Below are 24629 nucleotides of genomic sequence, written 5' to 3'. Positions count from 1 at the left end.
GGGTGGGTGCGGGTCGGGTCGCGTGCGACGGATGCCGCGGCATCCGCTCACTCCACGTTACGCGCTGTGCGCGGTGTCGTCGGCAGCATCGCCGAGCGCGGCGTCGACGAGGGCGATCATGCGGTCGGTGCCGTCGCGACGGCCGACGGATGCCGCAGCGGCCGCCATGCGTTCGACGCGAGCCGGATCGCCGAGCAGCGGCACGAGCTCGCGCTCGACCCAGCCCGGCAGGAAGTCCGCGTCGTCGACGAGGATGCCGCCGCCGGCGCCGACCACGTCCGCCGCGTTGAAGCGCTGCTCGCCGTTGCCCACGGGGTACGGCACGTAGATCGCCGGGATGCCGAGCGCGGCGAGCTCGCTCACGGTCGCGGCACCGGCGCGTGAGATCGCGGCATCCGCGACTGAGAGCGCGAGGTCCATGCGATCGGCGTACTCGACCATGCGGTAGCCGTCGACGTCGGGGGCGGACACCTCGGCGTTGCCGCCCGCGATGTGCAGCACCTGCCACCCGGCGCCCGTGACGGCGGATGCGCTCTCGACCATCGTGCGGTTGATGCGGCGCGCGCCGAGCGACCCGCCGGTCGCGAGCAGCACCGGGCGATCCGCGTCGAGCCCGAAGAACCGGGCGGCCTCTGCACGCAGCGCCGCGCGGTCGAGCGTCTCGATCTCACGGCGAAGCGGCATGCCGACGAGCTCGGCGTTCCGGATCGGGGTCCCGCTGAAGGCGGCCCCGACCTTCGCGGCCCATTTCGACCCGAGCCGGTTGGCGAGTCCGGGCTTGGCGTTGGCCTCGTGGATCACGATGGGAACACCGGCCCGGCGCGCGGCGAGGTACGCGGGGGTCGAGACGTAGCCGCCGAAGCCGACGACCACGTCGACGGTGCGCTCGTCGATGATGCGACGCACGTCGTCGATCGAGCGGCGGAACCGCGACGGGAACGAGAGCGCCGCCCGGTTCGGTCGGCGAGGGAACGGCACCTTCGCGATCGTGAGGAGCTCGTACCCACGGGCGGGCACGAGGCGTGACTCGAGGCCCTCCGCGGTGCCGAGCACGAGCACCACGGCCTCGGGGTCGCGCTCGCGGAGCCGGTCGGCGACGGCGAGCAGCGGGTTCACGTGGCCGGCGGTGCCGCCGCCGGCCAGGAGGTAGGTCGTCATCGCGCCGTCCGCCCGGCGGCGCGGGCCTCTGCACGCGCCTGCGCGCGTGCGGCGGCACGAGTCGCCGCCTCGGGATCGCGCGCCACCGACAGCACGACACCGATCGCGAAGAGCGTGGTGAGCAGCGCAGTGCCGCCCGCGGACACGAGCGGCAGCGGCACGCCGAGGACGGGGAAGACTCCGAGCACGACACCGATATTGACACACGCCTGGCCGACGACCCACATCAGCACGGCCGCGGTGACCGCCTTCGCGAAGGGCGTGCGCGCCGCACGCAGCACGCGCGCGAACGCCACCGCGAGCACGACGAAGAGGCCGATCACGACGATCGCGCCGAGGAGTCCGAGCTCCTCGCCGATGATCGCGAAGATGAAGTCGTTGTCGGCCGCGGGCAGCCACGACCACTTCGCCGTCGAATTGCCGAGGCCGACGCCGAAGATGCCGCCGTTCGCCAGCGCGAACCGACCGTGCTGGATCTGCCAGCAGTCGTCGTTGTCGATGGTCGTGCAGTTCTCCTGCAGGAACGAGTTGATGCGACGCATCCGGCTGTCGCTCGAAACGGCGACGATCACGAAGACCGCCGCACCGAGGAGCACGGGCGGCAGGAGCAGGCGGAAGCGGACGCCGATGAGGAAGAGCGCCCCCATGAGCATCCCACCCATGATCATGACCGTGCCGAGGTCGCCACCGAGGAGGACCAGCCCGATCGCGAGGCCGCCGACGAGCAGGATCGGAATGATGCCGTGGACGAAGTCGCCGAGCAGCGACTGCTTCTTCGTGACGATGAGACCGAGCCAGATCACCAGCGCGACCTTGATGAGCTCCGACGGCTGGAACTGCACGGGACCGAGCGCGAGCCAATTCGTGTTGCCGCCCACGGTGACGCCGAGGTCCGTCGCCACGACGAGGAGCTGCAGCGCGCACGAGATGATGAGTAGCGGCCAGGCGCATGTCATCCACACCCGCTCGGGCATCCGACTCGCGATGAGCATGATCGGGACGCCGAACAGTGCGTAGAGGCCCTGGCGGGACGCCTGCACGAAGAACCCGCCGTCTTCGAGGTTCGATTCGACCGACGACGACGAGAGCACCATGACGAGGCCGAAGGCGACGAGGAAGAGCGTCGTGCCGAGCAGCAGGAAGGAGTCCTTCGACTCGACGCGGAAGACGCGACCGAGCCGGATGCGGGCCGCCGAGACGCCCGCGGCCTCAGACCTCGCCGGCCTGGTCGTGCGGGGCGGTGTCGCCATCCGCCTCACCTCCCAGCCTTGCTCTGACCGCCTCGTGGAACCGCCTGCCGCGATCGGCGTAGTCGGCGAACTGGTCCATCGACGCCGCCGCCGGCGCGAGGAGCACGGTGTCCCCCGCCTCGGCGACCGATGCGGCCAATGCCACCGCCTCGGGCATCACCGTCTCAGTGTCGTCCGCGACGACCTCGAAGAGGGGCAGCCCGGGCGCGTGTCGCCGGAACGCCGTCACCAGCGCGGTACGGTCGACCCCGATGACGACCGCTGCACGCAGCCGTGCAACGTGCGCCGCGACGAGGGCATCGGCGTCGACGCCCTTCAGCAGCCCGCCGACGATCCACACGACCGGGCCGAAGGCGCGAAGCGACGCTTCGGCCGCGTGCGGATTCGTGGCCTTGGAGTCGTCGATCCAGCGGATGCCGCCGGCCTCCGCGACGGTCTCGATGCGGTGCGCGTCGAGACGGAACTCGCCCAGCGCGTCGTGGATGACGCCGACCGGCACGTCGTACGAGCGTGCGAGCGCGGAAGCCGCGAGGATGTTCTGCACGATGTGCGGGGCCGCGAGGCCGCGGGGCTCGAGCTCGCCGACCGTGATGATCTCGAGCGCGGACGTGCGGCGCTCCTCGAGGAAGGCCCGGTCGCAGAGGATGCCGTCGACGACGCCGAGATCGCTCGGGCCCGGCGTGTCGAGGCCGAAGCCGATCGCGCGCGCGCCCTCTTCGACCTCGGCTTCCTCCACCATGTGCATGGTGACCTCGTCGGCGCGGTTGTAGACGCACGCGACCCTGGTGTTCTCGTACACGGTGGCCTTCGCCGCGCGATACGCCTCGGGCGAGCCGTGCCAGTCGAGGTGGTCGTCGGCGACATTGAGGCACACGCTCGCCCACGGATGCACCGCACCCGGACCCGTCTTCGGGAGGTGGTGCAACTGGTAGCTCGAGAGCTCGACGACGAGCACGTCGAAACCGCTCGGGTCGCGCACGGCGTCGAGCACGGGGACGCCGATGTTGCCGCATGGCGCGGCGCGCAGACCGTTCGCCGCGAGGAGGGTTGCGGTCAGCTGCACGGTCGTCGTCTTGCCGTTCGTGCCCGTGACGAGGATCCAGTCGGCTGAGCCCACCTTGTCGCGTACCCGCCAGGCGAGCTCGATGTCGCCCCAGACGGCGACGCCCGATCGACCCGCCCACTCCAGCACGGGGTGGTCGGGGTGGAAGCCGGGCGAGGCGACCACGAGCTCGGGCGCGAACCGGGCGAGCTCGTCTGGCACCGAGTCGAGCGGATGCCGCAGCAGCTGCGCCCCGATCACCTCGAGGATGCGCGCACGGTCGTCGTCGGCCGAGGGGGCGAGCACGAGCACGTCGGCTCCGAGCTCGGTGAGCGTGTCGGCGACGGCGAAGCCCGTGACGCCGAGGCCGAGCACCGCGACGCGCAGGTCCTTCCAGTCGGCGTTCCAGCTGATGAGCGTGTCGAGCCGGGCGTGGGCGGCTGCGGCATCCGTCTCGGTCAACTCTGCAGCCATTCGAAGTAGAACGCGCCGACACCCGCCGCCACGAGGAGGCCGCCGATGATCCAGAAGCGCACGACGATGGTGATCTCGGCCCAGCCCTTGAGCTCGAAGTGGTGGTGGATCGGACTCATCAGGAAGATTCGCTTGCCGCCGGTGAGCCTGAAGTACACGCGCTGCACGATGACCGAGCCCGTCTCGATCACGAAGAGGCCGCCGATGAGGAGCACGAGGAGCTCCGTGTGGCTCACGATCGCGAGGGCCGCGAGCGCACCGCCGAGGGCGAGCGACCCGGTGTCGCCCATGTAGATCTTCGCGGGGTTCGTGTTCCACCACAGGAAGCCGATGAGTCCGCCGACGATCGCCGTCGAGACGATGGCGAGGTCGAGCGGATCGCGCACCTCGTAGCACCGGTAGACGTCGTTCTCGTTGAGGTTCTCGCTGAAGCACGACTGGTTGAACTGCCAGAAGCCGATGATCACGAACGAGCCGATGGCGAGGATCGACGCGCCGCTCGCCAGTCCGTCGAGCCCGTCGGTGACGTTCACCGCGTTCGAGGCGCCGACGGTGATGAGGCAGATCCAGATGACGTAGAGCAGCACGCCGACGACGGTGCCGAACACCATGAAGTCGAGCGGCAGGTCGCGGATGAACGAGATGCTGGTGTCGGCCGGCGTCACATTCTCTGCGTTCGGGAACTGCAGGGCGAGCAACGCGAACGTGGCGGCCACGACGACCTGGCCGATCACCTTCGCCCACCCGCCGAGCCCGAGGCTCTGCTTCTTGCGGGTCTTCAGGAAGTCGTCGACGAAGCCGACCGCGCCGAGCCCCACCATCATGAGCAGCACGAGCAGGCCCGACGCCGTGGGCGGTTCGTTGCTCACGAGCAGCGTGGCCACGAAGTACCCGAAGAGACTGCCGAGGATGAAGATGATGCCGCCCATCGTGGGCGTGCCGCGCTTGACGTGATGGGTCTTCGGACCGTCGTCGCGGATGAACTGGCCCCAGCCGAGCCGCGTGAACAGGCGGATGAAGAGCGGTGTCAGGAACAGCGTGAAGGCGAGCGACAACGCCCCGGCGGTCAGCAGTGCTCTCACGCGAACCATTCTCCCAGTCGGTCGCCGAGGTGACGAAGACCCGCCGAGTTCGACGACTTCACGAGCACCGTGTCGCCCGGGCGCGCCATGGAGACCACGAGGTCGCAGGCCTCGTCGGCCGTCTCGACGAACGCGGACTCGCCGTCCCATGAGCCCTCGTTGACCGCCGAGATGTGCAGTCGCCTGGCGCCCCGGCCGACGACGACGAGCTGCGAGACGCCGAGTCGCACGGCGAGCAGGCCGATGCGATCGTGCTCCTCCCCCGAGAACTCGCCGAGCTCGCTCATCTCGCCGAGCACCGCGATGGTGCGGGTGCCCGGCTGCTGCACCTGCGCGAGCGTCTTGAGCGCGGCCGCCATGGAGTCGGGGCTCGCGTTGTAGGCGTCGTTGATGACGGTGATGCCGTCGCGCCCGCCCATGACCTGCATGCGCCAGCGCTCGGCCAGGGTCACCGATTCGAGCGCCTCCACGATCGCGGGCAGGGGCACGCCGAGTTCGAGCGCCGCGGCGGTGGCGGCGAGGGCGTTCATGATGTGGTGCTCGCCGAGCACCCCGAAGCGCACGCGAGCGACGGCGCTGGTCCCGGCTGGCCCGTCGGGCGCCGTGACCGTGAACTCGGTGCCGCCCGCGTGCACGACGATGTCGGTCGCGCGCACGCCGGCGCCCTCGCCGAGGCCGAACCACACGACTCGCGCAGCGGTTCGCTCGGCCATCGGCACGACCCGCGGGTCGTCGGCGTTCAGGACCGCCACCTCGCCGGCCGTGAGCTCGGTCACCATCTCGGACTTGGCGCGCACGGTCTGCTCGATGCCGCCGAACTCGCCGGCGTGCGCGAGGCCGACCTTCAGCACGATGCCGACGTCGGGGTGCGCCATCCGCACGAGGCGCGCGATCTCGCCGACGGCCGACGCACCCATCTCCGCGACGAGGAACTCGGTGTCGTCGGTGAGCTCGAGCGCGGTGATCGGTCCGCCGACCTCGTTGTTGAAGGACATCCGCGACGCGACCGTGGACCCGTGGGCCTGCAGGATCTCCCGCAGCAGGTTCTTCGTCGTCGTCTTGCCGTTCGAGCCGGTGACGCCGACGACCCTGAGCCGCCCGCGCGATCGGACGCGACGCACGACCTCGGTCGCGAGGGCGCCGAGCGCGTCGACCGTGTCGGCCACCACGATCTGCGGCACCTCAAGGTCGAGCGGGTGTTCGACCACGAGCAGCGCCGCCCCCTGTTCGGCCGCGGCGGGTGCGAAACGGTGTCCGTCGTCGAACTCGCCGCGTTTGGCGAAGAACACGTCGCCGGCGCCGATCTCGCGGGAGTCGGTCGTGACGGCGCCGTCGACGACGGTCGCGGGCGTGGCATCCGTGCCGCCGGGGCGGAGCGTGCCGCCGACCGCCGAGGCGATCTCGGCGAGCGTCATGGCGATCATGCTGGCCAGCCCGCCTCGCGCAGTGCCTGCTTCGCGTCGTCTCGTGCTGAATACGGGATCTTCACGCCTTTCACCTCGTGGTAGTCCTCGTGGCCCGGGCCGGCGTAGAGGATGGCATCGCCTTCGCCCGCGAGGGCGAGTGCCGCACGGAACGCCGCTCGTGGGTCGGCGACCTCGTGGATCTCGCGGTCGGGAACCGCCGCTCGTGCGCCCGCGATGAGCGCCGATCGGATGGCCGCCGGGTCCTCGAAGCGCGGGTGGAAGTCGGTGATCACCACGATGTCGGCGCCGCGTGCGGCGATCGCACCCATCTCGGCGCGTTTCGTGGTGTCGCGGTCGCCGTCTGCACCGAACAGCATGATGAGCTTGCCGGTCGTGAAGCGGCGGATGGCGTCGAGGGTCTGCTGGAACGCGTCGGGCGTGTGGCCGTAGTCGATGTAGACGACGGGGCCCCGATCGCCCGAGACCCGCTCTGCTCGACCGGGGATGTACGCGCGGATGCCGCCGTCGCGGCGCAGCGCCTGGGCGATCAGCTCGAGGTCGTAGCCCGACTCGACCAGCATCAGGATGGCGAGTGCGGCGTTCGCCGCCATGTAGTGGCCGAAGAGCGGCACCTGCGTCTCGAGTCGCCGCCCCTCGGCACCGACGAGCACGATCGACGTCGACGTGGCGGTCTCGTCGAGCACCGTGAGGCGCCAGTCTGCGTCGACCTCGGGATCGGTGCTCAGAGTGGTCACCGGGATCCGCGACTCGGCGACGAGCCGGCGCCCCCACTCGGAGTCGACGGTCACGACCCCCCGCCGCGAGCGATCGGGCTGGAAGAGGTCGCGTTTGGCCTCGAAGTACTCGTCCATCGACGCGTAGTCGTCGAGGTGGTCGTGGCTGAGGTTGGTGAACCCGACGACGTCGAACATGAGCCCGTCGACCCGGTGCCGCGACAGTGCCTGCGCGGAGACCTCGATGCCGACCGCGCGCACCTCGGCCTCGCGCATCCGCGCCAGGAGCGCGTGCAGCTCGCTCGCCTCGGGCGTGGTCAGGGAGCTCGTGACGGCCTCGTCGCCGATGCGCCGCTCGGCCGTCGACGTGAGGCCGGCGACGACGCCGAGTTGCCGCAGAATCCCGTAGAGCAGGTAGACGACGCTCGTCTTGCCGTTCGTGCCGGTGACCGCGAAGAACGTGGCGGGGTTTTCGGCCGTGCGGTGGATCCACGCGGCCACGTCGCCGAGCGCGGCACGCGCGTCGGGCGTGACGAGGACGGGAAGGCCCGCGTCGGCCGCGAGCTCGGCGCCGGCGGCATCCGTCAGCAGGGCCACCGCACCCGCCTCGCGCGCCGCAGCGGTGAACTGGGCCCCGTGCGCATTGCGGCCGGGCACGCCGACGTAGAGGTCGCCGGGCCGCACCGCCGACGACGAGAGCTCGACTCCGGTCACGTCGAGGTCGTCGATGTCGCCGTGCACCTCGAACTCGAACGTCTCGGCGAGGCCGTGCAGCGATCGGGGGTTCGGATGCTGCGGCCGGAGGGCCGTGGGAGGCGATCCGGTCACGAACCCAACTTTCTCACCAGGTGGCTGGCAACTCGGGCGCCGGGGCGCCGGATGGAACAGTCCGGTACTTCTTCAGCACCTGGCTCATCACCTCTTGGAAGACGGGAGCCGATGCGGCGGACGAATTCATCTTAACGGGATTCATGATGCTGACCGAAACGACGAACTCGGGGTCGTCCGCCGGCGCGAAGCCCGACACCGAGACGAGGTGCCCGCTCAGGTAGCCTCCGTTGCCGTCGGCCACCTGGGCGGTGCCGGTCTTCGCGGCCACCCGATAACCGGGGATCTCCCACTCGTCGGCGAGCCAGCCCTCGAGGTAGACCCGCTCGAGCATCTGACTGGTCTGGTTCGCGGCGTCCTCCGAGATCACGCGCGTGCCCGAGGCCTCGTCGGCGACGAGCTCGCCGTCATCGCCGATGCATCCGTCGACGAGCCGCACCGGCATCCGCACGCCGTCGTTCGCGATCGTCTGGTAGGCGCTCGCGATCTGCACCGCGGTGGTGGTGAGGCCCTGCCCGAACATGGTCGCGTACTTCGTCTGGTTGTCCCATTCGCCGGGTCCGCCGTGGAGGCTGCCCGGCTCCTCGGCGGGGAACCCGACCTCGGTCTGCTCGCCGAGCCCGAAGCGCTGCATGTACTCGAACCGTTCCTCATCGGAGAGGCGCTCGCCGAACATCGACATCCCGGTGTTCGACGAGTCGATCATCACGCCGGTGAGGGTGTACGGCGTGTCCTCGTGGAAGAAGCTGTCGGTGATGTCCGCCCCGTTCGGCGGGAGGTACTGGTAGCCCGCGACGATCCGGCTCAGCGCGTCGGCCTTCCCTGCGTCGATGACGGATGCCGCGGTGAGCGCCTTGAACGTCGAGCCCGGCTCGAACGGCGCCGTGAACGACCGCGAACCGCGGTCGCCCTCCGCGGTCTCGGCCGGGTTGTTCGGATCGACCGTCGGCACGTCCACGACGGCGAGGAGCCGCCCGGTCTTCGCCTCCATCACGGTCACGGTCGCCCAGTCGGCCTCGACGGCCTGCACCTGGGTTCCGGCGATGCGCTGCACCATCCATTGCAGGTCGGAATCGATCGTCAGCTGCAGCGTGCCGCCGTCGCGGGCCGTCGTGTGCACGACCCTCGTGCCCGGGATGGGCACCCAGTCCTCGAGGCTGTGCTGGTAGGAGTACTCGCCGTCCTCACCGGCCACGCACTCGTCCTCCGAGAGTTCGAGACCGGCGAGCGGTTCGCCGTCGTCGGCCTGGACGAATCCGAGCAGGTTGCCCGCCACGGCACCGTTCGGATAGACCCGACTCGGATGCTCGTACGGCACGACCCAGGGGATGTCGAGCTCCTTGACCCTCTCGTACGTCGCGGTGTCGACGAGCTTGGCGACGTACTCGAAGTCGTCGTCGGGGTTCGCCGCCAGTGCGGTCGTGATGATCGCCTGCACCTCGTCGGCCGTGAGCCCGACGACGGCGCCCAGCTCGGCAGCGATCTCGGTGAGCGGCACCTCGACGGGAACAGTCTTCGAGGGATCGGCGGGATCGGGTTGTTCGCGGTCGATCGGGCCGGCGTTCTTCGGCGACAGCGCGATGTCGTAGCGCATCACGCTGTCGGCGAGCACGATTCCGTTCGCGTCGACGATGTCGCCCCGAACGCCGTACTCGGTGACCGTCGTCGAGCGCCGGCCCTCGGCCTCCGTGCTGAGCGCTGCTGCCCGCACCACCTGGATGTCGACGAGGCGCACGACGAACACGCCGACGAGGGCGACGAGCACGACGGCCGCGAAGATGATCCGCCGCATCGGGTGTCGGCTGAGGCGGTTCATGGAATCCTTCCAGTTCGGCTGGTCGTCGCGGTGTCAGTGCGTGGCGGGCGTCGGCAGGCCGTCGCTCGGCGGCGGCGCGACGGGCACGGCGTCTGGCGATGCGGTTGACGCATCGTCTGCCGCTCCCCCGATCGGAGTCTGCTCCGCCCTGTGCTCGGTGACGAGCGGCACGCCGGTGATCAGGGCATTCGGCACGAGGGGGGCGGATGCCGCGGCACCACCGGTCGCGGCCGTGGGCTCGCCGAGCACGGCACCGTCGGACAGCCGCAGGTAGACCGGCTCGGCATTCGGGACCATCCCGAGCGCTTCGGCATTCATGGCAAGGAACTGGGGAGACTCCACCCGGTCGAGGTCCTCGGCGAGCTTCTGCTCCTGACGCGCGAGCTCGGCCTGCCGCAGCTGGTAGGTGTCGATCTCGTATGCGCCCTGTGCGACTGCGATGGAGAGCAGCAGCTGCGCGACGACGATCACCGAAACGGCGCCGACGGCGATGACCGCGTAGGCGATACGCGGCTTCGGGCGCCGAGCGCGGAGTTCAGGGGCCGGTTGCAGGGGGCGTTGCGCCGTGGGCACCTGGCCACGCCGCCGGGGCGCGGGAACGGACTGGGCCGGCAATGCGGTCATGACGGCCTCCTCACTCGTTCGGCGGCACGAAGGCGCACCGGCTTGGCGCGCGGGTTCTCGGTCTGCTCGGCCTCGCTCGCGAGCTCGGCACCCCGGACGAGGAGCTTGAACCGCGGGCGGTGCTCGGGCAGCTCCATCGGCAGCCCGGCCGGCGCCGTGGAGCTCGCAGCGGCCTGCAGAGCACGCTTCACGATGCGGTCCTCGAGGGACTGGTATGCCAGCACCACGATGCGGCCGCCGATGTCGAGCGTCTCGAGTGCCGCGGGGATCGCCCGCTCGAGCACCGTGAGCTCTTCGTTCACCTCGATCCGAAGTGCCTGGAAGACCCGCTTGGCAGGATGTCCCTGACGCTGGACCGCCACTGGCGTCGCCTTGGTGATGATCGCAACAAGCTCGCCCGAGCGGGTGATCGGTGTCTCGGACCTCGCCTGCACGATGGCCTTCGCGTAGCGCGGTGCGAGCTTCTCCTCGCCGTACTCGTAGAAGAGCCGGCGAAGCTCCTCCTCGGTCGACTCGGCGATGACGTCGGCGGCGGTACGGCCGCGCGTGGAGTCCATGCGCATGTCGAGTGGGGCATCCTTCGAATAGGCGAAGCCCCGCTCCGCGCGGTCGAGCTGCAGCGACGAGACGCCGAGGTCGAACAGCACGCCCTGCACGTGCTCGAAGCCCTCGGCGCGCACGGCCTCGCCGATGCCGTCGTAGACGGTGTGCACGAGGCGCGCGCGAGCGCCGAACGGGGCGAGCCGTTCCCTCGCGATCGCGAGGGCATCGGTGTCGCGGTCGAGTCCGATGACGGTGAGCGTCGGGAATCGTTCGAGCAGGGCGCGGCTGTGGCCGCCCATGCCGAGCGTCGCGTCGACGACGACGGCACCACGTACCTCGAGTGCCGGGGCCAGCAGTTCGAGCGTGCGCTCGAGCATGACGGGGGTGTGAATGCGTTCGATGTCCATGATTCCTTCGGGACTCGGTCCCGGATCCCGATCCCCATCCGTTCGTCCTGGTGCGGGGAAGTGCATCAGGCGCACGGCTGGGAGTCGCGATCCGGGCTAGAAGAGCCCGGGGATCACCTCCTCCGCCGTGTCCGCGAAGGCCGCCTCCTGCTCGGCGAGGTAGGTGTGCCACGCCGTCGCGTCCCAGATCTCCACCCGGCTGCCGGTGCCGATGACCGTGAGGTCTCGATCGAGCCCCGCATAGCTGCGGAGCGTGGCGGGGATGGTGACGCGATTCTGCTTGTCGGGGGTCTCCGCGGACGCCCCCGAGAGGAAGACGCGCATGTAGTCGCGCGCCTGCTTGCTCGTCACCGGGGCTTGGCGGATCTTCTCGCTCATGCTCTCGAACTCCCGCGCGCTGAACACGTAGATGCAGCGCTCCTGCCCGCGCGTGAGCACGAGGCCGTTCGACAGCTCCTCCCGGAACTTCGCCGGAAGAATGACGCGGCCCTTCTCGTCGAGCTTGGGCTCGTAGGTTCCGAGGAACACCGCACCACCCCCTTTCCTCCGGCCGGGATCCAGGTGACCCCACTTTACTCCACTCTCATCCACGATTCAACGAAATGCACTCATCTTCGTCGCCCACATTCGGTGAGATCCCCGAGAAATCACTGCTGAACGGCGGTGGAGTGGAGTGGAGGGATCTGCGCTGCCGGAGTGTTCGAGGCGGGTCCCGTCTCAACGCGATCAGCGGATGCCACGACGATCGGCCGTGGGAAAGGGTCGCGCAGGCCGCGATGAACCATTCCCCACGACGAGAACGGGCCGATCCGAAGATCGACCCGTCGAGGTGGTGGAAAGTGGAGGGAGCTAGCCGTGGCCGTCTTGCCGGCGGTCCCACCGGTCGTTCAAGCGATCCATGAATCCGCCGCCCGAGCGGCGGGACTTCGAGACCGTCGGCTCGGACGGAGCCGGGGCCGCAGCACCCCGCTTCGACGGTGTGATGGCGAGGAGGACGCCGGCGAACATGAGGGCGAAGCCGACGATGCCGACGATGAGCAACTGCAGGGCGACACCGGCGATCAGTGCGCCGACGCCGGCGACCGCGAGGAGGATGCCGAGCACGATGGCTCGGTAGTCGGGCCGGCGACCGCGGACGCCTCCCACCGCGTGCACGAAGTCGGCGTCATTGCGGTAGAGGTTGCGCTCCATCTCCTCGAGAAGACGTTGCTCCTGCTCTGAAAGCGGCATCTCATTCCCCTCAGGCTCGGGCCCGACGCATCCGAGGCCATTCTATCCCCGCCCCGCCTCGCTAGGCTAGGCGAGTGGCTCACGGTTCCCGGCTGGTCGATCTGGTGCAGGCGCGCATCGAGGAATTCCTCGCCGATCGCACTTCCATTCTCCGCTCTATGAGCCCCGACCTGGAGCCGCTGGCCGCGTTCTCAAAGCGGTTTCTCAGCGGCGGCAAGCGATTCCGGGCGCTGTTCTGCTATTGGGGCTGGGAAGCGGTCGGCGGCCGGGGCTTCGATGCGTTCGGGTCGGCCGGCGAACGAGACCGGTTCGCCGTGCTTTCCGCGGCGTCCGCCCTCGAGCTCTTCCACGCCGCGGCACTCGTGCACGACGACATCATCGACAACTCCGACACGCGTCGCGGTGCCCCGTCCGCCCACCGGCTCTTCGGCGCATTGCATGCGGACGCCGGCTGGACCGGGGGCAGCGATGACTTCGGGCGAGCGTCGGCGATCCTCCTCGGCGATCTGCTTCTGGGCTGGAGCGACGAACTCCTCGACGAGGGCCTCGCCGCGCTCGGCGATCTGCGGGCGTCGCGGGCTGCCCGGGCCGAATTCGTGCGCATGCGCAGCGAGGTGACGGCGGGCCAGTACCTGGACATCCTCGAGGAGCGGGCGTGGCGCACCCAGCCCGACGCCGAGCTCCGCGCCCGAGCCGAGCGTGTCATCGTGTACAAGTCCGCGAAGTACTCGGTCGAGGCACCCCTCACCATCGGCGGCGCGATCGCGGGTGCGACCGAGACGCAGCTCTCGGCGCTCCGCGACTTCGGCCTGCCGCTCGGCATCGCCTATCAGCTCCGCGACGACCTCCTCGGCGTGTACGGCGACCCGGAGGTCACGGGCAAGCCGAGCGGCGACGACCTGCGCGAGGGCAAGCGCACGATCCTGATCGCGGTCGCGCGGGAGCGCCTCGCTCCGGGTCAGCGGCGACTGGTCGACGAGCTCCTCGGCGACCCCGGGCTCGACGCGGAGCAGGTGCGCATGCTCCAGCGCACCATCGGCGACTGCGGAGCCGTCGACGAGATCGAGCGACTGATCGGCGACAACATGTCACGTGCCATGGCCGTGCTCGCCGACGCGCCGTTCAGCCGGGAGGCGAGCGCCGAACTGGGTGCGCTCGCCAGTGCGGTGACGCTTCGCTCGAGCTGAGGCCGAACGCCGATAGCCGACCGCGCGGCCCCGCTAGGCGAGCGCCTGGGCGACGCGACGCACCTCGGACTTCCGCCCGGCGCGCAGCGCCGCGATCGGCGTGGTGCCCAGGCTGTCCTCCTCGCCGAGCAGCCATTCGAGGGCTTCGGCGTCGCTGAAGCCGGCGTCCGCGAGCACGATGGCGGTGCCGTGGAGCTCGGGCAACGGGGCATTGTCGCGCAGGAACAGCGCCGGCACCTTCAGCACGCCGTCGACGCGGGTCGCGAGCAGATGGCGATCGTCGATGAGGCGGCGGATGCGGCTCGGGGTCTGCCCGAGCAGGTCGACGAGGTCGGGAACGGTCAGCCAGTCGGGCTGGTCGGCATCGGTCACGTCTCCCAGACTGCCAGACGCACGGCACGGTCGGAAGCGTTGCCGCTCCGCCACCTCGACGCGTCAGGAACGGGTTCGGTGGACTCGCGGCGAGGTCGTTGACTCGCCGCGGCTCCTGTGCGACGGTTTCCGCGGGCGCCGGTGAACCGGGCCGGCGCGAGGGGGATCGATGGCGATGGAGCCCGGAGAGGTCGCGGCCACGAATGGACGGCGAGCGGATGTCGCGTCCGATCCGCATCCGCGCCGGCGGGGCACGCGCGGGGTGCTCAGTGTGCCGCTCGCCGTCGTGAGCACGCTCGCCGTCACCCTCGGCATCGCGCAGCCCGCGGAGGCCGCCCCGCAACCGGTGAAGCGCCACGCCAAGTCGAAGGCGCAGGAGCGCAACGCGGTGCCCGCCGCGGGCGACGTCGTCGCGAGCGCCCCGCCGAGCGAGTACGTCGTCGTCGACGGCGACACGGTGAGCGGTGTGGCCGAGCGATTCGGACTCGCGACCGCCGAGGTGCTCGCGTTCAACGGCCTCGGCTGGTCGAGCCTCATCTTCCCCGGCCAGCGCCTCGCGCTGCCGGGCGGTGCGGCCACGGAGTCCGCAGCGCCCGCTCCCCCGCCGGTGCCGGAGATCACGAAGCATGTCGTGGTCGAGGGCGACACGGTGAGCGGCATCGCCGCGGCCTACGGCCTCGACGTCGCGAGCGTCCTGAGCGCGAACGGGCTCGGGCCGTCGAGCCTCATCTTCCCGGGCGAGTCGATCGTGCTCCCGCTGCCGGGAACGCCGGCCGTGGCACCCCCGCCGGCAGCGCCGGCACCTGCACCGGCACCGCCTGCCGTGACCGTCGCCTCGGTCGACATGCCGCTCACCGACGAGATGCGGGGCAACGCGCGGATCATCGTCGACGTGGGCCGAGCGCTCGGCGTGCCCGATCAGGGCATCGTCGTCGCCCTTGCCGCCGCGGCGCAGGAGTCGGGGCTCCGCAATCTGCGCCACGGCGACCTCGACTCGCTCGGCCTGTTCCAGCAGCGCCCGAGCCAGGGCTGGGGCACGATCGACGAGGTGCTCGACCCGGTTCGCGCTGCAACCGCGTTCTACGGGGGCGCGGCGAACCCGAACCCGGGACGCACGATCGGGCTCCTCGACATCGCCGGGTGGGAGGCCATGTCGCTCGACCGGGCGGCGCAGGCGGTGCAGCGGTCCGCGTACCCCGGCCACTACGCCAAGTGGGACGTCGCCGCGCGCGCCTGGCTCAGCGAACTGGGCTGAGCCGCACGGCGGGCAACGCACGCGATCGCGGCATCCGCCGATCACGAAGGCGTTGCGATCTCGCCGGTCCTCGGCGTTTAGTCGGGTTCGGGCATGTACCACTTCGTACACTCGTACGGTGACCACCGCGCCCGCCGACCCCATGATCGGCCGTCTCGTCGACGGCCGCTATCAGGTGCGCGCGCGGATCGCGCGCGGCGGCATGGCCACCGTCTACCTCGCGACCGACCTGCGCCTCGAGCGCCGCGTGGCGATCAAGGTGATGCACGGGCACCTCGCCGACGACAACACGTTCAAGACCCGGTTCGTGCAGGAGGCCCGCTCGGCCGCACGGCTCGCGCACCCCAACGTGGTCAACGTGTTCGACCAGGGCCAGGACAGCGACATGGCCTACCTCGTCATGGAGTACCTCCCCGGCATCACGCTGCGCGAACTGCTGAAGGACTACACGAAGCTCACCCCCGAACAGACCGCCGACATCATGGATGCCGTGCTCGCCGGCCTCGCCGCCGCGCACAAGGCCGGCATCGTGCACCGCGACCTGAAGCCCGAGAACGTGCTGCTCGCCGACGACGGCCGCATCAAGCTCGGAGACTTCGGACTCGCGCGCGCCGCGACCGCGAACACCGCGACGGGCCAGGCCCTCCTCGGCACCATCGCGTACCTCTCCCCCGAGCTCGTCACCCGCGGCGTCGCCGACGCCCGCAGCGACATCTACGCCGTGGGCATCATGATGTACGAGATGCTCACCGGCGAGCAGCCCTACGTGGGCGAGGCCCCGATGGCGATCGCCTACCAGCACGCGAACGACACCGTGCCCACGCCGAGCACCAAGAACCCCGCGGTGCCGGCCGAACTCGACGAGCTCGTGCTGTGGGCCACCGCACGCGACCCCGAGGAGCGCCCGAACGACGCCCGAGACATGCTCGATCGACTCCGCGAGGTCGAGCCGTCGATCAGGACACCGCAGCCGTTCGAGCGCGCGACGCAGGCCACGATGGTCATTCCGGATGTCGCGGTGCCGACCGGTGCGCCCACCGCGGCGACCACCGTGCTCGGGGCCGGCGCCGCCGTCGCCGCGCCCGCCGCGGGGCGAGCCGAGGCATCCGACCACGGCATCGACACCGCCGCCCTCAAGACGAGCGCCGCGCGACGCAGGCGCCGCGGCTACTGGCTCTTCGCGCTCGTGCTGCTGCTCACCGGCCTCGCCGCCGGCACCGGCTGGTACTTCGGTGCCGGCCCTGGCGCGCTCGCGACCGTGCCCCAGACGGCGACCCTGTCCCCCGACGAGGCGCGCCGAGTGCTCACCGAGGCGGGGTTCGACGTCGCCGACGCGGAACGCAACGACCCGGAGGTCCCTCAGGGCCAGGTGTCGGGCACCGATCCGGAGGCCGGCGATCCCGTCCCACGCGGATCGACCGTCACCATGTTCGTCTCGCTCGGACCGGCGATGCTGCCCGTGCCCGACGTGATCGGCCAGCCGGAGGACACCGCCCGCGATGCCCTCGGCGACTTCACCGTCGCCGAGCAGAGCGCCGGGCAGTTCTCGGCGGATGTCGCGACCGGTTCGGTGATCGCCGCGCTCAACGCCGACGGTACGGCGCTCGGTGCGACCCACCCCGAACTCGGCGCGATCACGCTCGTCGTCTCGGTCGGACCGGTTCCTCCGGTCGAAGGGCTGCCGGCCGGGGAGGCCGAGGCGAGGCTCACCGATGCCAAGCTCGAAGTCGAGTACGCCGACCCCGTCTTCCACAACGAGGTGGCGAAAGACCATGTCGTGACCGCCGACTGGCTGAACGAACCCATGCGCCCGGGCGACACGGTGAGGCTCACGATCTCGAAGGGCCAAGACCTGGTCGCGGTACCGAACGTCGTCGGATTGAACTGGCAGGACGCGGGCAAGCAGTTGCGCGATGCTGGATTCGAACTCGAGTACAACCTCCTGGCCGACGTTGCGCCGGGGGCCTTCGTGGTCTCGAAGACGTCTCCCGCCGCCGACCAGACCGCACCCCGAGGCTCCACCGTCACCGTCAATTTCGCCGGGTTCTGATCGCCCGACGGAGTCGACGACGATGACGCCGCGCGTTCAGGCGCCCATTCGACGGGGCGGGGCTTCTCATCGGATGCCCCGCCTCGACTGATCTCAGCGCGCAGCGAGCTCCTCGGCGACGAGGAACGCGAGCTCGAGCGACTGCATGTGGTTCAGTCGCGGGTCGCAGAGCGACTCGTAGCGCGTCGCCAGCGTCTCCTCGTCGATGTGCTCGGAGCCGCCGAGGCACTCCGTCACGTCGTCGCCCGTGAGCTCCACATGGATGCCGCCCGGATGCGTGCCTACGGCGCGGTGCGCCTCGAAGAAGCCCTTCACCTCGTCGACGACGTCGTCGAAGCGTCGCGTCTTGTATCCGGTGGGCGTCGTGATGCCGTTGCCGTGCATGGGATCGGTGACCCAGAGCGGGTTGGCGTCGCTCGCGCTGATCGCCTCGAGCAGGGGCGGCAGCGCATCGCGGATCCGGCCGGCGCCCATACGCGTGATGAATGTGAGTCGACCGGGCTCGCGGTGCGGATCGAGCTTCTCGACGAGTTCGAGCATGGTCTCGGGCGTCGTGGTCGGGCCGAGCTTCACGCCGATGGGGTTGCGCACCCGCGACAGGAAGTCGACATGCGCGCCGTCGAGATCGCGCGTACGCTCGCCGATCCAGATGAAGTGCGACGACGTGTCGTACGGCGTGCCGGTGCGCGAGTCGATGCGGGTCATCGGGCGCTCGTAGTCCATCAGCAGGCCCTCGTGGGCCGTGTAGAACTCCGTGTGCTTCAGCGCCTCGAAATCGGCGCCGCACGCGTCCATGAACTTGATGGCACGGTCGATCTCGCGCGCGAGCGATTCGTACCTCGCGTTGGCGGGGTTGGACGCGAAACCCTGGTTCCACGAGTGCACCTGGCGCAGGTCGGCGAACCCGCCCTGCGTGAACGCCCGGATGAGGTTCAGCGTCGCGGCGGCCATGTGGTAGCCGCGGATGAGCCGTGCCGGGTCCGCGGCGCGGGACGCCGGGGTGAAGTCGTAGCCGTTCACGATGTCGCCGCGGTATGCGGGAAGGGTCACGTCGCCGCGGGTCTCGGTGTCGCTCGAGCGGGGCTTCGCGAACTGCCCGGCCATGCGCCCCATCTTCACCACGGGCATCGAGGCGCCGTAGGTGAGCACGACGGCCATCTGCAGCACGGTCTTCACGCGGTTACGGATCTGATCGGCGGTCGCGCCGGCGAACGTCTCGGCGCAGTCGCCGCCTTGCAGGAGGAACGCCTCGCCGCGGGAGGCGCTCGCGAGCCGTGTGCGCAGCATGTCGACCTCGCCCGCGAAGACCAGCGGCGGGAGAGTCGCAAGCTCAGCGGATGCCGCGTGCGCCGCCTCGGGGTCGGGCCAGACGGGTTGCTGCTTGATCGGCAGGGTGCGCCAATAGTCGAGGCCGTCGATCACTGAGGGATCTGCGTTGACAACGGGCTCGAGGAGCTGTACCACGGGAGTGTCCTGAATGTTCGGGCGCGAGCGCCGGGAATGGGAACGCGGCGCCGTACGTCGCGGCCGCCGCCCTCACGAGCCTACCGCGATTGCACGGCGCGTTGCTCTCGCACCGAGCTCGCGTAGACATCGACGTACTGCTGCCCGCTCAGTGCGCGAAGCTCGTAGACGAGCTCGTCGGTGACCGAACGCAAGACGAATCGGTCGCCCTCGAGTCCCTGGAAGCGCGTGAAGTCGAGCGGCTCGCCGATGATGATGCCGATGCGGCGCACCTTCGGCAGGCGCCTGCCGATGGGCATGACCTTCTCGGTGCCGATCATGGCGACGGGGATCACGGGCACGCCCGCCTCCAGCACCATGCGGGCGACGCCCGTGCGACCCCGGTACAGGTTCGCATCGGGGCTTCGCGTGCCCTCCGGGTAGATGCCGAGGACGCCGCCCTCGCCGAGCACGCGGAGACCGGTGAGGAGTGAGGCCTCCGACGCCTTCCCGCCGGAGCGGTCGATCGGCAGCTGGCCGGACGCCTGGAAGAAGACCCTCGTCGCCCAGCCCTTCAGCCCCTTTCCGGTGAAGTACTCGCTCTTGGCGAGGAACACCACGCGCCGGTCGACGACGAGCGGCAGGAAGATCGAGTCGATGAACGAGAGGTGATTCGAGGCGAGCACGACGGCACCCGACCTGGGCACGTTCTCGAGGCCCACGACCCACGGCCGGAAGATCGCCAGGAGGATGGGGCCCACCACGACGTGCTTCATGATCCAGTAGAACATCGCGTGCCTCCCCTCCGTCGCGGACGATCCAGCCTAACGCCGTGCGGGTCAGGCGTGCTCGGCGACCCAGACGCGCGCGAGGTCGGCGGCGCCCACCACGCCCGCATCGTTGACGAGTTCCGCGATGACGAAATCGGGCTCGGGGTGATAGCCGCGCGCCGGCAGGTGATCGAAGTAGGCCTCTCGGATCGGGCCGAGGAGCAGCTCCCCCGCGACCGCGACCCCGCCGCCGAACACGAAACGCTGCGGGTCGAGCACTGCCGAGAGCGACGCGGCCGCCTGACCGAGCCAGTTGCCGAGCCGGCGGAGCGCTTCGATCGCACCGGGATCATCCGCCTCGATGAGCGCGCCGACGAGGCGGCCGTCGAGCATGCCGTGCTCGTCGCGCGCTCGCGCGAGCTCCTGGCCGATGCCGCCGGCGTCGGCGATCTCGTTCGCCATGCGGAGCAGGGCCCGACCAGAACCGTACTGTTCGAGGCATCCGCGCCGGCCGCAACCGCACGCGATGCCGTTCGGAACCACCCGCACATGGCCGAGCTCGGCGCCCGCACCGAAGCCGCCGCGGAACAGGCGGTCGCCGGCGACGATCGCCCCGCCGACGCCAGTGCCGATCGTGAGCATGACCATGTCGCTCACGAGCCGTCCCGCACCGAACCGGAACTCGGCCCACCCCGCGGCGTTCGCGTCGTTGTCGACGACGACGGTCGTGCCGATCCTCGCCTCGAGCTTCTCGCGGAACGGCTCGTTGCGCCAGTCGATGTTGGGCGCGTAGTACACCATCGATTGCGCCGCGTCGATGAAGCCGGCGGCGGCCACCCCGACGGCGGCGGTCGGCTCGCCCGCGGACAGCGACCGGATCATCTCGACGACCGTGTCCTCGAGGAGTCGGGAGTCGCCCGCGGGGGTCGGCGTGCGCTCACTGCGTACGATCGCGCCGAGCTCGTCGACGACCGCTCCGGCGATCTTCGTTCCACCGATGTCGATACCGATTGCGTGCACCACGAAGCTGCCTTTCGAGGGTGAGGCGGGATGGTCCCGGGGCCTCACGGCCGCACGAGCAACGACTAGAGTGTAATCGACCAGAATGCCGAGATCGGCGCGCGCTCCTGCCGCCCTTCTCCTCCGGTGCCGAAGGAGCTACCGTGATCGAATTCGAGACATCCGCCGTCGTCGCAGCCGACCCCGACGCGAACACGACCGACCTGCTCGTCCAGCGCCTCGCAGAGTCGCCCGATTCGGTGCTGTTCTCGCTCCCGATGTCCGACGGCGGCTGGTCGCCGGTCACGACGCGGGAGTTCCACGACCAGGTCATCGCCCTCGCCAAGGGACTCGTCGCGTCCGGCATCCAGCCGGGCGACAAGATCGGCCTCATGTGCAAGACGCGGTACGAATGGACGCTCATCGACTTCGCCACGTGGTTCGCGGGTGCCGTGCTGGTGCCCGTCTACGAGACGAGCTCGCCGGCGCAGGTCAAGTGGAATCTCGGCGACTCGGGGGCGATCGCGGTCTTCGTCGAGACGCCTGACCACTTCGCGCGCTTCGACGAGGTGCACCCCGAGCTGCCCGCGATCCGCAACGTCTGGCAGATCGACCTCGGCGACCTCGACAAGCTCGCGGCGGCCGGCGCAGGAGTCGCCGACGAAGAGATCGAGCGGCGTCGCAACCTCGCGGTCGGCTCCGACATCGCGACGCTCATCTACACGTCCGGGTCCACTGGCAAGCCGAAGGGCTGCGTGCTCACCCATTCGAACTTCGTCGAGACGTCCCGCAACGCCGCAGTCGCGCTCCAGGAGGTCGTGCTCGACCCGAACGGAGCCTCCACGCTGCTGTTCATCACCACCGCGCACGTGTTCGCCCGTTTCATCACGGTGCTCTGCGTCCACGCCGGCGTGCGCGTCGGACACCAGCCCGACACGAAGCAGCTGCTCCCATCGCTCGGCAGCTTCAAGCCGACGTTCCTCCTCGCGGTGCCGCGCGTGTTCGAGAAGGTCTACAACGTCTCCGAGCAGAAGGCCGAGACCGGCGGCAAGGGCAAGATCTTCCGCGCTGCCGCCGACACCGCGGTCGCGTACTCGACGGCGAAGGAGTCCGGCAAGATCCCCTTCGGCCTCAAGGCGAAGTTCGCGCTGTTCGACCGGCTCGTCTACGGCAAGCTGCGCGCGGCGATGGGCGGCAACGTGAAGTACGCCGTGTCGGGCTCGGCCCCGCTCGGCCCGCGTCTCGGCCACTTCTACCACTCCCTGGGCATCACCATCCTCGAGGGCTACGGACTCACCGAGACCACGGCGCCCGCCACGGTGAACCTCGCGACGAAGTCCAAGATCGGCACGGTCGGCCCAGCGCTTCCGGGCGTCTCGGTCCGCGTCGCCGACGATGGCGAGATCGAGGTCAAGGGCGTCAACGTCTTCAAGGAGTACTGGAAGAACCCAGAGGCCACGGCCGAGTCGTTCGACGGCGACTGGTTCAAGACGGGCGACATCGGCACCTTCGACAGCGACGGCTTCCTCACGATCACAGGCCGGAAGAAGGAGATCATCGTCACCGCGGGCGGCAAGAACGTCGCCCCCGCGGCGCTCGAAGACCCCATCCGCGCGAACCCGCTCATCGGCCAGGTCGTCGTCGTCGGCGACAAGAAGCCCTTCATCTCGGCCCTCGTGACGCTCGACCCCGAGATGCTCCCCGTGTGGCTGAACAACAACGACGAGGACGCGGGCATGAGCGTCGAAGAGGCGTCGACCAACGCCGCGGTGCTCGCGGAGGTGCAGCGCGCCATCGACGCCGCGAACGAGAACGTCTCGCGCGCCGAGTCCATCCGCAAGTTCACGATTCTCGCCACGGAGTTCACCGAGGCGAGCGGCCACCTCACGCCGAAGCTCAGCATCAAACGCAACATCATCCTCGAGGACTTCTCGGGGCAGATCGAGGCGATGTACTCGGGCGCGCCTGCGACCGAGGGTCACTCGATCGTGCACTGAGTCGACCTCACGACACACGAGGGTCCCGCGGCGATTCGCGGGACCCTTCGTGTCGGTGCCGGCGGGTCAGAACCAGTCGGACTCGCGCACCGCTCGCATGGCGGCACGACGTTCGTCCTTCTCGAGCCGATCGAGGTAGACGAGGCCCTCGAGGTGATCCACTTCGTGCTGCAGCATCTGCGCCATGAGCCCGGAGCCCGAGAGTTCGATCTCGTTGTTGTCGAGATCGATGCCGCGAACCCGGGCGAACGGATGCCGCGGGGTCTTCTGCCAGAGGCCGGGCACCGAGAGACATCCCTCGTCGATGAGCTCCGGCTCCCCCGACACCTCGACGATGACGGGATTCAGGATGTACCCGACGTCCCCGTCGACGTTGTAGCTGAACGCCCTCACATTGACGCCGATCTGCGGTGCGGCAACCCCGGCGCGGCCGGGGAGCTTCACGCTGTCGACGAGATCGGCGATGAGCGCACGCACGCCGTCATCGACCTGTTGAACGGGGGCGGAGACGGATTTCAGGACGGGGTCGCCGAACAGGCGAATGGGACGTTCGGGCAATGAATCTCCGATCAGTGCCCGCGGTCTGCGGGCAGGCCTTCCACCACGAGGGCTGCGAGTTCCCGCGCCGCGTGTTGCGTGACGGGGCGCAGGTCGTGCCAGTTCACCACGGAACCGGCCGCGAGCTGCGGGTCGTACGGGATGCGAACGATCTCACGCACCCTCGACTGGAAGTGGGCCTCGATCTCGTCGACCTTGACGAGATGCGTCCCCTGCGTGGCGAGATTGATCGCGACGACCGCGTTGCGGACGAGCTCGCCGTATCCGTTCGCCTCGAGCCAGGTCAGGGTCTCGGAGGCGAGCCGTGCCTCGTCGACGCTGCCGCCCGAGATGATGACGACCGAGTCTGCGCGCCGCAGGGTGGCCTGCATGACCGAGTGCACGATGCCAGTGCCGCAGTCGGTGAGCACGAGCGAGTAGTATCGGGCCGCCAGATCGGCGACCACGTTGTAGTCGTCGTCGTCGAACGCCTCGGAGAGCGTGGGGTCGGTGTCTGACGCGAGGATGTCGAGTCGCGTCTCATCACGCGAGACGAACTGCGAGAAGTCGGTGTACCCGCCGACGGATGACGCCTTCGTGACGACGTCGCGCACCGTCTCGCGCGTCTGCCGGTCGACGCGTTCGGCCAGCGTGCCGCGATCGGGGTTCGCGTCGATCGCGATGATGCGGTCGTCACGCGCATCGGCGAGTGCCATGCCCAGGAGCGTGGTGATGGTCGTCTTGCCGACGCCGCCCTTGCGGGTGAGCACCGGGACGAATCGCGCGCCGCCCTCGAACCGTTTCTGGATGCGCGCGCTGAGCGCCTTGTGCGCCCGCACCTTGGCGGAGTCGCCGAGGTTGACGACGTGGAACGACGCCTCGTAGAGGAACCTGTTGAGTCCGCCGTGCGGGGCGGGACGTGTCGTGCGGTTGAGGTCGATCAACCGGTCGGCGGTGAGCGACTCCGACGGTTCGGGCAGGTCGGCGGGGGCCTGCGCTTCGGCGGGCACGTCGACCACGGCCACATGACTGCCCGAGTCGGTGCTCACCCGCTCGCGGCGGAGCCTCGACGCGTCGGCGGCCAGGATGGCCCCATACGGCGATGCATCCCGTCGCGCGGCACTGCGAGAGCGGCCGCTCGTGAGGCCGGGGGTGACGACCTCGACCGAGGTCGTGCTCTGGCCGCCGCCGGCGACGGTTCCGGGGTTCACGGCGACATCGTCGATCGCCACCGCGACCTCGTCTTCGGGCATCTCGGGCCGCGGGGAAGGTGGGAGGTCGACTCTGATGTTCGGGCTCTGCGGGGGCGCATCGGCGGCGTGCGCACCGCTCGAGGGTTCGAACTCGCCGCGACCTGACGACGACGCGCGACCACTCGGTGCACGGCGCCTCGTGACCTCTTCATCGCCCACGTCGCCAGCCACC

21 protein-coding genes are annotated in these 24629 nt (G+C 69.9%); 4 read left to right on the top strand and 17 right to left on the bottom strand.

Features of this window, described 5'->3' with window-relative positions; genetic code table 11:
* Nucleotides 1-57: 57 nt before the first annotated feature.
* The 11 genes from murG to ACFWN7_RS08365 all read right to left on the bottom strand — a co-directional run bounded on the left by murG (nt 58) and on the right by ACFWN7_RS08365 (nt 12594).
* Complete coding sequence (gene murG, locus ACFWN7_RS08415) at nt 58-1158, bottom strand: undecaprenyldiphospho-muramoylpentapeptide beta-N-acetylglucosaminyltransferase (RefSeq protein WP_376938347.1); 1101 nt, start codon at nt 1156-1158, stop codon at nt 58-60.
* On the bottom strand, nt 1155-2408 hold the full coding sequence (ftsW, locus tag ACFWN7_RS08410) for a putative lipid II flippase FtsW (RefSeq protein WP_376938346.1): 1254 nt from the start codon (nt 2406-2408) through the stop codon (nt 1155-1157). The genes murG and ftsW overlap by 4 nt, the downstream gene beginning before the upstream one ends.
* Nucleotides 2368-3924 carry a UDP-N-acetylmuramoyl-L-alanine--D-glutamate ligase gene (gene murD / locus ACFWN7_RS08405; protein WP_376938344.1) on the bottom strand — a complete coding sequence of 519 codons (1557 nt, stop codon included), beginning with the start codon at nt 3922-3924 and terminating at the stop codon, nt 2368-2370. Before murD ends, ftsW begins: the two co-directional genes overlap by 41 nt.
* On the bottom strand, nt 3909-5006 hold the full coding sequence (gene mraY, locus ACFWN7_RS08400) for a phospho-N-acetylmuramoyl-pentapeptide-transferase (RefSeq protein ID WP_376938343.1): 1098 nt from the start codon (nt 5004-5006) through the stop codon (nt 3909-3911). Before mraY ends, murD begins: the two co-directional genes overlap by 16 nt.
* Nucleotides 5003-6430, bottom strand: coding sequence for a UDP-N-acetylmuramoyl-tripeptide--D-alanyl-D-alanine ligase (murF, locus tag ACFWN7_RS08395; protein WP_376938341.1), 1428 nt, complete (start codon nt 6428-6430; stop codon nt 5003-5005). Before murF ends, mraY begins: the two co-directional genes overlap by 4 nt.
* Nucleotides 6427-7974, bottom strand: coding sequence for a Mur ligase family protein (locus tag ACFWN7_RS08390; RefSeq protein ID WP_376938340.1), 1548 nt, complete (start codon nt 7972-7974; stop codon nt 6427-6429). The genes murF and ACFWN7_RS08390 overlap by 4 nt, the downstream gene beginning before the upstream one ends.
* 13 nt (nt 7975-7987) lie before the next feature.
* Complete coding sequence (locus ACFWN7_RS08385; RefSeq protein ID WP_376938339.1) at nt 7988-9790, bottom strand: peptidoglycan D,D-transpeptidase FtsI family protein; 1803 nt, start codon at nt 9788-9790, stop codon at nt 7988-7990.
* Between the two features lie 33 nt (nt 9791-9823).
* Complete coding sequence (locus ACFWN7_RS08380) at nt 9824-10414, bottom strand: hypothetical protein (protein ID WP_376938337.1); 591 nt, start codon at nt 10412-10414, stop codon at nt 9824-9826.
* Complete coding sequence (rsmH, locus tag ACFWN7_RS08375; protein WP_376938336.1) at nt 10411-11364, bottom strand: 16S rRNA (cytosine(1402)-N(4))-methyltransferase RsmH; 954 nt, start codon at nt 11362-11364, stop codon at nt 10411-10413. The genes ACFWN7_RS08380 and rsmH overlap by 4 nt, the downstream gene beginning before the upstream one ends.
* 96 nt (nt 11365-11460) lie before the next feature.
* On the bottom strand, nt 11461-11892 hold the full coding sequence (gene mraZ / locus ACFWN7_RS08370; protein ID WP_376938335.1) for a division/cell wall cluster transcriptional repressor MraZ: 432 nt from the start codon (nt 11890-11892) through the stop codon (nt 11461-11463).
* A gap of 321 nt (nt 11893-12213) precedes the next feature.
* Nucleotides 12214-12594 carry a DUF3040 domain-containing protein gene (locus ACFWN7_RS08365; protein ID WP_376938334.1) on the bottom strand — a complete coding sequence of 127 codons (381 nt, stop codon included), beginning with the start codon at nt 12592-12594 and terminating at the stop codon, nt 12214-12216.
* A gap of 74 nt (nt 12595-12668) precedes the next feature.
* On the opposite strand from ACFWN7_RS08365, the gene ACFWN7_RS08360 reads away from it, so the two are divergent.
* The gene (locus ACFWN7_RS08360; RefSeq protein ID WP_376938333.1) at nt 12669-13781 is read left to right on the top strand and encodes a polyprenyl synthetase family protein; all 1113 of its coding nucleotides are present in this window, start codon (nt 12669-12671) and stop codon (nt 13779-13781) included.
* Nucleotides 13782-13814: 33 nt separating this feature from the next.
* Here ACFWN7_RS08360 and ACFWN7_RS08355 read toward each other — a convergent pair whose 3' ends face one another.
* The gene (locus ACFWN7_RS08355) at nt 13815-14153 is read right to left on the bottom strand and encodes an Rv2175c family DNA-binding protein (RefSeq protein ID WP_376938331.1); all 339 of its coding nucleotides are present in this window, start codon (nt 14151-14153) and stop codon (nt 13815-13817) included.
* A gap of 169 nt (nt 14154-14322) precedes the next feature.
* Between ACFWN7_RS08355 and ACFWN7_RS08350 the strand changes: the two genes are divergently transcribed.
* Together ACFWN7_RS08350 and pknB are read left to right on the top strand one after the other, a co-directional pair.
* Nucleotides 14323-15408 carry a LysM peptidoglycan-binding domain-containing protein gene (locus ACFWN7_RS08350; protein WP_376938330.1) on the top strand — a complete coding sequence of 362 codons (1086 nt, stop codon included), beginning with the start codon at nt 14323-14325 and terminating at the stop codon, nt 15406-15408.
* Nucleotides 15409-15526: 118 nt separating this feature from the next.
* Complete coding sequence (gene pknB, locus ACFWN7_RS08345) at nt 15527-17458, top strand: Stk1 family PASTA domain-containing Ser/Thr kinase (RefSeq protein WP_376938328.1); 1932 nt, start codon at nt 15527-15529, stop codon at nt 17456-17458.
* A 93-nt stretch (nt 17459-17551) separates the two neighbouring features.
* On the opposite strand, the gene ACFWN7_RS08340 is transcribed toward pknB, so the two are convergent.
* The 3 genes from ACFWN7_RS08340 to ACFWN7_RS08330 all read right to left on the bottom strand — a co-directional run bounded on the left by ACFWN7_RS08340 (nt 17552) and on the right by ACFWN7_RS08330 (nt 20691).
* A complete protein-coding gene (locus tag ACFWN7_RS08340) occupies nt 17552-18922 on the bottom strand; it encodes a class II 3-deoxy-7-phosphoheptulonate synthase (RefSeq protein WP_376938327.1) in 1371 nt (456 codons plus the stop codon).
* A gap of 80 nt (nt 18923-19002) precedes the next feature.
* The gene (locus ACFWN7_RS08335; protein WP_376938325.1) at nt 19003-19692 is read right to left on the bottom strand and encodes a lysophospholipid acyltransferase family protein; all 690 of its coding nucleotides are present in this window, start codon (nt 19690-19692) and stop codon (nt 19003-19005) included.
* Nucleotides 19693-19740: 48 nt separating this feature from the next.
* Nucleotides 19741-20691, bottom strand: a complete 951-nt coding sequence (locus ACFWN7_RS08330; RefSeq protein ID WP_376938449.1) for an ROK family glucokinase — start codon at nt 20689-20691, stop codon at nt 19741-19743.
* Between the two features lie 143 nt (nt 20692-20834).
* Between ACFWN7_RS08330 and ACFWN7_RS08325 the strand changes: the two genes are divergently transcribed.
* On the top strand, nt 20835-22667 hold the full coding sequence (locus ACFWN7_RS08325; protein WP_376938324.1) for an AMP-dependent synthetase/ligase: 1833 nt from the start codon (nt 20835-20837) through the stop codon (nt 22665-22667).
* A gap of 66 nt (nt 22668-22733) precedes the next feature.
* On the opposite strand, the gene def is transcribed toward ACFWN7_RS08325, so the two are convergent.
* Both def and ACFWN7_RS08315 read right to left on the bottom strand, forming a co-directional pair.
* Entirely contained in the window at nt 22734-23225 is a 492-nt protein-coding gene (def, locus tag ACFWN7_RS08320) for a peptide deformylase (RefSeq protein ID WP_376938323.1), read from the bottom strand.
* 11 nt (nt 23226-23236) lie between these two features.
* Complete coding sequence (locus ACFWN7_RS08315) at nt 23237-24628, bottom strand: AAA family ATPase (protein ID WP_376938321.1); 1392 nt, start codon at nt 24626-24628, stop codon at nt 23237-23239.
* Nucleotide 24629: the final 1 nt, after the last annotated feature.

This window comes from Agromyces sp. NPDC058484 (assembly GCF_042720415.1).
Taxonomy (GTDB): Bacteria; Actinomycetota; Actinomycetes; order Actinomycetales; family Microbacteriaceae; genus Agromyces.
Note: the sequence above shows the minus strand (reverse complement) of the source record. Positions and strands in the feature narration are given on the sequence as shown.

Excerpts from the sequence above, each read along its gene's own strand:
- ACFWN7_RS08380 (WP_376938337.1), bottom strand. The coding sequence starts at position 10,414 with ATGACCGCATTGCCGGCCCAGTCCGTTCCCGCGCCCCGGCGGCGTGGC.
- rsmH (WP_376938336.1), bottom strand. The coding sequence starts at position 11,364 with ATGGACATCGAACGCATTCACACCCCCGTCATGCTCGAGCGCACGCTC.
- ACFWN7_RS08385 (WP_376938339.1), bottom strand. The coding sequence starts at position 9,790 with ATGAACCGCCTCAGCCGACACCCGATGCGGCGGATCATCTTCGCGGCC.
- ftsW (WP_376938346.1), bottom strand. The coding sequence starts at position 2,408 with ATGGCGACACCGCCCCGCACGACCAGGCCGGCGAGGTCTGAGGCCGCG.
- ACFWN7_RS08350 (WP_376938330.1), top strand. The coding sequence starts at position 14,323 with ATGGCGATGGAGCCCGGAGAGGTCGCGGCCACGAATGGACGGCGAGCG.
- murF (WP_376938341.1), bottom strand. The coding sequence starts at position 6,430 with ATGATCGCCATGACGCTCGCCGAGATCGCCTCGGCGGTCGGCGGCACG.
- murG (WP_376938347.1), bottom strand. The coding sequence starts at position 1,158 with ATGACGACCTACCTCCTGGCCGGCGGCGGCACCGCCGGCCACGTGAAC.
- ACFWN7_RS08335 (WP_376938325.1), bottom strand. The coding sequence starts at position 19,692 with ATGTTCTACTGGATCATGAAGCACGTCGTGGTGGGCCCCATCCTCCTG.
- ACFWN7_RS08365 (WP_376938334.1), bottom strand. The coding sequence starts at position 12,594 with ATGCCGCTTTCAGAGCAGGAGCAACGTCTTCTCGAGGAGATGGAGCGC.
- murD (WP_376938344.1), bottom strand. The coding sequence starts at position 3,924 with ATGGCTGCAGAGTTGACCGAGACGGATGCCGCAGCCGCCCACGCCCGG.